At 38.9% G+C, this 9310-nt stretch carries 5 protein-coding genes; all 5 read right to left on the bottom strand.

Going from position 1 to position 9310, the window contains the following annotated elements; translation table 11 throughout:
- Positions 1 to 633 precede the first annotated feature (633 nt).
- The 5 genes from ftsY to ACEN36_RS01500 all read right to left on the bottom strand — a co-directional run bounded on the left by ftsY (position 634) and on the right by ACEN36_RS01500 (position 9301).
- The gene (gene ftsY / locus ACEN36_RS01520; RefSeq protein WP_407125794.1) at positions 634 to 1656 is read right to left on the bottom strand and encodes a signal recognition particle-docking protein FtsY; all 1023 of its coding nucleotides are present in this window, start codon (positions 1654 to 1656) and stop codon (positions 634 to 636) included.
- Between the two features lie 38 nt (positions 1657 to 1694).
- Complete coding sequence (locus tag ACEN36_RS01515; RefSeq protein ID WP_407125793.1) at positions 1695 to 2519, bottom strand: Cof-type HAD-IIB family hydrolase; 825 nt, start codon at positions 2517 to 2519, stop codon at positions 1695 to 1697.
- Positions 2520 to 2548: 29 nt separating this feature from the next.
- Positions 2549 to 6115 (bottom strand): chromosome segregation protein SMC, encoded by a 3567-nt coding sequence (gene smc / locus ACEN36_RS01510; protein WP_407095351.1) that lies wholly within the window; start codon positions 6113 to 6115, stop codon positions 2549 to 2551.
- A 180-nt stretch (positions 6116 to 6295) separates the two neighbouring features.
- Complete coding sequence (rnc, locus tag ACEN36_RS01505; RefSeq protein ID WP_407095353.1) at positions 6296 to 6994, bottom strand: ribonuclease III; 699 nt, start codon at positions 6992 to 6994, stop codon at positions 6296 to 6298.
- Between the two features lie 474 nt (positions 6995 to 7468).
- A complete protein-coding gene (locus ACEN36_RS01500) occupies positions 7469 to 9301 on the bottom strand; it encodes an oligopeptide ABC transporter substrate-binding protein (RefSeq protein WP_407095354.1) in 1833 nt (610 codons plus the stop codon).
- Between the last annotated feature and the right edge of the window lie 9 nt (positions 9302 to 9310).

Raw genomic sequence — 9310 nt, 5'->3', positions numbered from 1 at the left:
CACCTTTGTTCCGTTCCACTTGTCGAAAGGCTTCGTTTAAATTATTTCTGGATAGGATTCTATCCAATGTCCTGTTTTCATGCATGTTTGTTACTCCTTTTCTGTTCTCGTAAGGCAGCTATCTACTTTTACGCTGTTGTAACCAGTAGTCTTTGGCGACCTCCAATAAAGATGTTTGTAACGATAAAATTGTTCGGTCCTTCGCTCTTTCTAGCTTTCACTAGCTGTCTTCACTACTACGACCTCGGCTGACTTCTCATGAGTCAAGCACTTATCACTAAGTGTATTTGGGATAACATCATGAGACCTCCCCAGTTAAGGTGCGAACTCTTTCACTCCATCTATCTGCCACATTTATGCTTCGAGTTATAACAGTTATCGGACTTCAGCTTCTTTCGCAGCCTTATCCACTCGACTCACCTCTTATATGGTTTCTGTTCGTCAGACCAGAGTTTTGCCTTGGGCTTCCTTCAGATTCCACCTCACGGTGGACACCCTTGCCGTCAGCTATATGCTTACCACTGTCAGGTCGCATTCGGGACTTGCACCCGTTAGAGTTCGCCCATGCTGGGCGAACAAAAAAGCAGACGTTTCAACATTGGAAACGTCTGCATCTTCTAGGTAATTTTCTTCTTAAAGACTGTCTTTGATCATTTCACTAAATAAACCATAGACGAAATCATTCGGTTCGAATTCTTGTAAATCGTTCATACTTTCTCCAAGACCTACATATTTAACCGGAATACCTAGTTCCTTACGAATAGCCAATACGATACCACCTTTGGCTGTTCCATCCAACTTAGTCAGCACCAATCCTGTAACGTCGGTTGTTTCTTTAAATTGACGCGCTTGGATCAAGGCATTTTGCCCAGTTGTAGCGTCTAAGACCAACAAAACTTCGTGAGGACCGTCTGGAATTTCTTTAGAGATCACTCGTTTCATTTTTTCTAATTCTTTCATCAAGTTAACTTTATTCTGTAAACGTCCCGCTGTATCCACAAAAAGAATATCTGCATTTTCTGCTTTAGCACGTTTGACAGCATCGAAGACAACAGAAGCTGGATCTCCACCCGCTTTACCGGAAACTACAGGCGCTCCAACTCTTTCTCCCCATACTTCCAACTGTTCGATTGCTCCTGCTCTAAACGTATCACCAGCAGCAAGGATCACTTTTTTACCTTCAGTAATGTACTGATGAGCCATTTTAGCGATAGTTGTTGTCTTTCCTACGCCATTTACTCCGACAAATAATACCACAGTAAGCCCATCCTCGTTCAATGCAATAGAACGGTCTCCTGTTTCGCTTTCTTCGTAAATAGCAACCATTTTTTCAATAATCACTTGTTGGACTTCTTTTTTTCCTTTAGGATTTCTCAATTTCACTTCTTGTCTCAATGCTTCTGTGATTTCCATCGTTACTTCAAACCCAACATCCGATTCGATTAAGACTTCTTCCAATTCTTCGAAAAAATCCTCATCAACAGTGCGGAAATTCGCAAATAACTCGTTCATTCGACTGGAAAAAGATTTCCTTGTTTTTTCTAATCCTTTTTCGTATTTTTCCGTGGTTTCATTTTGTTCAACTGGTGCTTGGTCCTGTGTTTCTTCTGGTTTTTCACCAGTAAACGCTTGTTTAATACGATCAAATAATCCCATATCTTCATCCCCTTTTCTTCATGTCCTCACTTGTTCAGTTAAGCATGATCTGTATTCGTCAAAATAAATTTCTTAATAGCTTGGGCGATCCCATGGTTATCATTTGTATCTGTAATGTAATCGGCAACCTCTTTTAAAGCTGTAGTAGCGTTGCCCATCGCAACACCCATCCCAGCAAACTCAATCATAGCATGATCGTTAGCTTCATCTCCAAAGGCCATTACTTCATTTGCTTGGAACCCCAGTAAATGACATAAAATTTCGATTCCTTTTCCTTTATCGACTTCATTATTCATCATTTCAATCAAAATAGGACGAGATTTCATGATCGTGAATTTTTCATAGAATTCGGGTGGGATACCTTTGATTTCTTCGTTCAATACCTTTTCTTCGTAACAGAAAATAATTTTATTGAATCGACTGTCATCTGGAAGTTCTTCCAAAGTAGTCGTCACAAACGGCAACGCTGGTTTAGTGCTGCTGTACCATGACTCTCTGTCTTTCGGATAGGGAAGCTCATAAATATTGTCCAAATCTAACAGATTACACGGCAAATTAAGCGACTTGCTCAAGTTGTATAATTCTACAGCGTCTGCCTTGGTCAGTGACTTCTCAGATAAAATTTCCCCTGTGTCTGCCTTTTGGACTAAACCGCCATTATAAGTAATCACATAATCTCCAGGCTCTCTTAAATTCATTTCATCCAGGATGGCCGCTACACTCAGTAACGGACGTCCTGTACAAATCACGACTTTAATGCCTAGATTTTTTGCACGATTTAAAGCTTCTTTATTTTCTAACGATATACTTCCATCACTCTTTAAAAGTGTCCCGTCTAAATCAACGGCGATTAATTTCATCATGTTAGGATACGCTCCTCTATTTTCAAATATTACTTACCTGAAGGCATAGTTCCGATTTCTTCCAAACGGACAGAAACAATTTTTGAAACACCCGATTCTTGCATTGTAACTCCGTAAAGGCCGTTTGCTTCTTGCATCGTACCCTTTCGATGAGTAATCACAATAAACTGCGTGTCCTTTTCAAATTTACGCAAATAACGTCCGAAACGAACTACATTTGCTTCATCTAAAGCCGCTTCTACTTCATCTAAAATACAAAATGGAACAGGACGAACAAGTAAGATAGAAAAAAGAAGGGCAATAGCTGTCAATGAACGTTCTCCACCCGAAAGCAAACTCAATTGCTGCAGCTTTTTACCAGGAGGCTGAGCAATTATCTCGATTCCGGTAGTCAATAAGTTAGATGGATCCGTCAATTTTAATTCAGCTGTTCCACCGCCAAATAATTGTTGGAAAACAGCAGAAAATTGACCGCGTATCGCTTCAAACATTTCTGAGAAACGTTTAGTCACTTCCGCATCCATCTCATCCATCGTCTCAAACAAACTATTTTTGGCATCCTCCAAGTCGGCTTTTTGTTCCGATAAGAAGGTATACCGTTCATTGACACGTTCATACTCATCTATAGCTGCTAGATTCACTGTACCCAATTCTTCAATGCCTTGCTTCAATAGTTTGACTGTTCGTCTGGCGTCTTCTAAAGATACGGTGATTGTAAAGTCTTTAGCAGCTTCAAACGTTAATCCATATCCTTCACTCAAAAGAGTCAGTCGGCTCTCAATAGCTACATCTAAGCGGTTCATTGCGATTTCGATAGTCGCTCTTTTTTCTAACACAGATTGACGTTGATTGTGTTTAATGGACATTTGCTGATCCAATGCCTCCATTTTTTCTTCCACTAGTTGTTTCTCTTGTTTGTGCTGTTTCAACAGCTCTTCGACCTCTAATTTATCAGTTTTCAGCTGTTTCAACGTTTCTTCGATCTCTTGTTTGGTCAGTTGATGATTGCCGTCAAATTGATTCGTTTCTTTCAGCTGATTTTCCAAGATAGTCAGTTGTTGTTCAAGTTGACTGGTATATTGACTTAAACGCTCTTGCTCTTTCGCCAACCCGTTTAAATGCTCCTGAAGAGTAGCTGATCGAGCGATCAATTGCTGATAATTTTCAGTTAATTGTGTTTTTTTCACTTCTTTTTCTTCGTTTTGAGAAGAGACCATATCCATTTGCTTCGTTAAAACGGTCATTTTTTCTTGCACAGCTGTCAATTCTGTTTGGATAGCGTTCAATCGTTCAGCTGTTTCGTCGGCTTCTTGTTTAGCAGCCGATGCTTCATATTCTTGAGCTTTCAATTCTCTCGTTAATCGGTGAATTTCCTCTTCTAGGTGATTGGACTTGCTCTTCAATTCTTGTTCTTCCAATCTTTTTTGCTCACCGATTTCACGGTATTCGTTTAATAACTGCTCTTCTTTTCTTTCAGATTGTTTAATACCGCGTATATCGATTTCTTTTTGCTGCATCAATTCATCCATCTGTTGGATTTGTCCTTTTAAAGACTGCAAATCATTTTTTCTAGATAGTAAACTGCCTTTATTGCCTTTTTTGTTCGAACCACCCGTCATTGAACCTCCAGCATTCATCACATCTCCTTCCAGAGAAACGACTCGATACTTGTAATGGAAATGTTTAGCTAATTGATTAGCAGCTTCTAAATTTTCAGCTATCAATGTCGTTCCCAGTAAGTTTTGCAAAATCGTTTTCACTTGTTCTGGGTATTGGATGATCTCGCTTCCGATGCCAATGTATCCTGCAATAGATTTAGCTTGTGTTTGAATGGATTCGGGTAAAAATCTTGGTTTGATCGATGTCAAAGGTAAGAAAGTAGCTCTTCCTGAATGTTTTTGTTTTAAAAATTGGATAGCGCGTCTCCCGCTTGTCTCGTCTTGGACTACGATATGTTGTCCAGCGGCTCCTAGAGCTATATCAATAGCTAATTCCAGTTGTTTAGGTACTTCAATCAATTCTGTAACCGCTCCAACTATTCCGCCTATCCGATCTTTTTGCTTCAACACTTCCCTAACCCCTTGATAGAAGCCAGTATAGTCATCGCTTAATTCTTTTAAACTGTCTCGTTTTGCTTTAGCTTGCTGCAACACACGCATAGCATCGTATAACTGATTTTCTTTAACTTCTCGATCTTTTTTTAAGGCTTGCAGCTGAGCTTGTTTTTCTTGGAATTGCAGTAGTTTCTCTGCAATCTCTTGTTGCACAAGTGTTAACTGTTCTTTTTTAATACGCGATTGCTCTGTCAATTGTTGAACGTCATTTTGCAGATGATGCTTAGACGACTGAGACCTCACATTCCGCAGTTCGTACTGAGAAGAATTTTTCAACAAATACGTTTGTTCATTTTTTAAAGATGTCTCTTGTTGCATCATATCAATGTACTCATCACGCAAATTATCTTCCATTTGCTTTTGATTACCAGATAATAATTCGCGTTCTTTTTTAACTTCTTTCAACTCTTTTAACAACTGCTTCTGTTCGTTTTCTTTCAACTTGATACTGGCTGTAACTCCATCTAATTGACCTAATGTTTCTTGCAATTGAAGAGCCAATTGTTCTTTGGATTGAAGGGCTTTTTCTTTGTTTTCTTGCGTGTGTTTCGTACGTTCACTTAAAACATTTTTCTTTCCTTCCAACTGCTCAATAGACTGAATAGAATGAACTAATTTTTCCTGATACAAGTCTACTTGTTGAGACAGTTGCTGCTTCTGTTCACGAAAAACGGTTAAATCAGTTTCCATTCCTTGAGTATTTTTTTTCATCTCCACTAATTGGCTGTCGAGCTGTTCCATTTTTTGCTGTTGTTCTTGCCATTCTAATTTGAACTGATTGATCTCAACCGCTGCAAGCCCAATTTCTACATCTCTTAGTTGTTCTTTTTGTTGAAGATAATCTTTTGCAATGGTACTTTGAATTTTCAACGGCTCAATTTGCGTTTCCAATTCATAGACAATATCTTGCACACGATTTAAATTATCTTTTGTTTCGATCAATTTCTGTTCCGCTTTTTTCTTTTTCGTTTTGTATTTCAACACGCCAGCTGCTTCTTCAAAGATTGCGCGTCGATCTTCTGGTTTGCTATTAAAAATGGATTCAACTTTCCCTTGAGAAATAATGGAGAATGATTCTTTTCCTAATCCCGAATCCATAAATAAATCGACGATATCTTTTAAGCGGCATGCTTGTTTATTAATATAAAATTCACTATCTCCTAATCGATTCAAGCGTCTGGTAATACTGACTTCCGAAAAATCAAGAGGCAAAAATTGATCTTGATTATCCAATACCAGTGTTACTTCTGCTATATTAACTGGTTTACGTGATTCTGACCCTGCGAAAATGATGTCATTCATTTTCCCACCACGTAAACTTTTTGCGGACTGTTCTCCCATTACCCAACGAATGGCTTCAATAATATTGCTCTTTCCACTTCCGTTTGGTCCAACAACAGCCGTTACGCCTTCGTTAAATTCGATAGTCGTTTTAGCAGCAAAAGACTTAAAACCACTAATATCTATTTTCTTCAATTGCACGAAGACTGGCTCCTTCCTATATCCTCACACTGGATAAAATACAGTTTTTATCCATATACATATGTTTATTTTTATCATACACTTAAAAATTTGATGTCCTTCTATCATTACACAAACAACGAACGTTAGCAAAAACACCTAACTTTCGTTGTTTGTGTAATGTATAGAAAGATCCCCATTTTATTCTACGCTCTTTAAATTCTCTAAGGCGTTAGCAGCAGCTACTTGCTCTGCAGCTTTCTTGGATTTTCCTTTTCCTTGCCCAAGAATATTGCCTTCTGCATGGACTTCCACCAAAAATTCTTTTTCGTGTGCAGGTCCGACTTCTTCTACCAATAAATAGTCTATGGCAACTTCTCCATTGCGTTGTAAAAACTCTTGCAAATTGGTTTTATGATCCATCACATGTGAAAAAGCACCGGACTTGATCCGCGGAAAGATTGTTTTATCTAAGAAACTTATCACGCCTACTAGATCTTGGTCTAGATACAAAGCTCCTATAAATGACTCGAACAAATCACATAATAAAGAAGGTCTTTTTCTTCCATTCATGCGCTCTTCGCCTTTACCTAAAAGAATGTATTGGTCGAATCCACATTCTTTAGCAAACTGGCTAAGGCTGGCTTCACAAACGATAGCAGCTCTCAAACGAGTCAATTTGCCTTCTGGAAGATTTGGGTATTCTCTAAACAAGTACTTCGTTACGGTTAACTCTAGTACTGCGTCTCCCAAAAATTCAATACGTTCATTGTCCTTCAAATCCAATTCCCGGTGCTCATTCACATATGATGAATGGGTAAATGCTTCACTTAAAAAGTCAGTGTTGTTAAATTCTATTTGAAACGTTGACTTCAATTTTGCTAAGAACTCTTTATTCATTTGTGATTCCCCTTTTTCCATCATAATACTCTTACTGCCTTATTATACTGGTTTTTGCAACAAAAATAAACGTTTATTCATGAAATCCCACGTCATACGCATGAAAAGTAATTTTCTCCTAAAAATTAAGGTCTTCTTTTTAAAACGCGCTCTTAATAAGTAGGGGCGGCTCTATGAGGTGAAATTTCCTCCAGAAATATCACTGGTCTCAAATGAGTCACAGCTTAAAAAGCGTGTCTCAGTATTTTGAGAAATTCAAAAAAGCAAGTCTTCCTCTTCACTCAACAGATGAAAAATCTCGTTCATGTCGCCCACCTCCGCATTTTTCTTTTAGCAGACTAGAGATGTGAGGATTCGTAATCTTATTTTCTATTTCATTTTTTTCATGCGTATGACGTGATGAAATTCGATTTTAGCCTATACAAAAAAGAAGCAAGAGCATGACACTCTTACTTCTTTTTAGAAAAACTGGAATTATTCAGTTACTGCTTCTTCTTGAGTAACTCCAACTGCATGCCATCCAAATTCTGGATCTGCATCATAACCCCAGTCGTAGTTAGCTACGCGGTTGTTTACTGGTAAGATTTCATTACGGAACAATGTCGGGATGATTGGTGCTTCTTCAGAGAAGTACTCTTGCCAATCGTGGTATTGAGTCGTGATCCATTCGCTATCCCAAGCATTACCGTCTGCATCATCCGCTCTTCCAGAAATTTTGTCAAGAAGGGCATCATTTTCATCACTACTCCAACGAGTGTAGTTGAATGCTGAATTTCTTCCATACAAGCCTTCTGGGTTAGGATCAGTACCTGTTCCCCAAGCTCCTTGATAGATATCGATTCCTTCATCATCTGCTTCAAGACGGTCATAGAAACTGTTGAACTCAAGCAAACGCCCATCTGTTAATTGTACGTTCAAGCCAATTTGTGCCCATGATTGCATGTAATATTCAGCAATTGGTTCTGCTGTATCTCCACCAGCCATAGAAGCAAAGTTGATGACCAATTGTTCACCATTTTGATCCTCACGGAAGTTATCTCCATCTGTATCTTCAAATCCAGCATCATCTAACAATTTATTTGCCATATCTGGATCATATGTGTAACCTTCAACGTCCGCATTATGGAAATCTCCAAATGCAGGGATGATAGCCGTATTCGCATTTGAACGCAATCCGTTATAGAATTGAGTCGCTACAGCATTGTTATCGATAGCGTATCCCATAGCTTGGCGCAATTCTTTACTTGCCATTTTAGCATCAGGATTTGGCACAACTTCGCTGGCTTCAGAATCCCAAGTTCCTAATTTGAACCCAATGTAAGTGTATGCTAATTCTTCTCTACCTAATAACGTGTATCCAGGAAGATCTGCATATGTTGGGTATTCATCAGTCGGCATAGATAAAGCTAGATCGTATTCGCCATTTTCAAGAGCAGCAACGATACTTTCTGGAGGAACAACTTCAACAATAACGTTGTCTAAAATAGGTGCGCCTTTGTAGTAATGTTCGTTAGCTACAAATTCAACTGACTCTCCCGGAACGATGTTCGAAACAGCAAATGGTCCAAAGCCAATTGGATTGTTGCGGATTTCTTCTGAACCTTCCAGATCAGCAATAGCAATATTTTCTAATTGGTGCTTAGGCATTGCGCCAGCCCAAATTCCACCACCAGATTGAAGCATTCCTGGGTGAACTTCTAGGTATTCAATTGTAATACTTTTATCATCATTTACAGTAATTCCAGAGATGGTATCTGCAGCACCACTATTGTATTCTTCCATCCCTACAATATTTGTAAAAGAAGAGTCGTAACGAATTCCTGTATAATCAGGACTTCCGATTACTTCATATGAATACAGTAAGTCTTCAGCAGTAACAGGTTCCCCATCTGACCATGTTACACCTTCATTAACTGTTAGTGTCGCTGTTTTTGCTTCTTGATTAAAATCTAAACTAACAGCTCCATCATTTGTAATTTGGAAATTTTCATCTGTAGAAAAAATTTCTTCCACAGCGAATTGCATTAAATCAGCATCGTATGCATCTTCGTAAAGTTCCAAACTGAAGAGTCCTTGGAAAGGAGAACTAGTAACTAAAGCTACGTTTAAAGTTCCGCCGTCCATAACTTCGCCTTCGTTTGTTACAGCAGATTCAAACTCAACAACTCCTGCTTCTTCAGTGCCTTCAGAAGCGTCCCCGCCATCTGCGGATGATTCTGTCGTGTCATCCGTTCCACCACCACATGCAGCTAAAATTAACGCAAGTGCAGCCGAACCTGTTAATAAACCTAATTTTCTTTTGCTCATGTAACTCTC

The organism is Desemzia sp. FAM 23989, from assembly GCF_045528345.1.
Classification (GTDB): domain Bacteria; phylum Bacillota; class Bacilli; order Lactobacillales; family Carnobacteriaceae; genus Desemzia.
The sequence above is the reverse complement of the archived record's forward strand: the minus strand, read 5'-3'. Positions and strand labels throughout refer to the sequence as shown.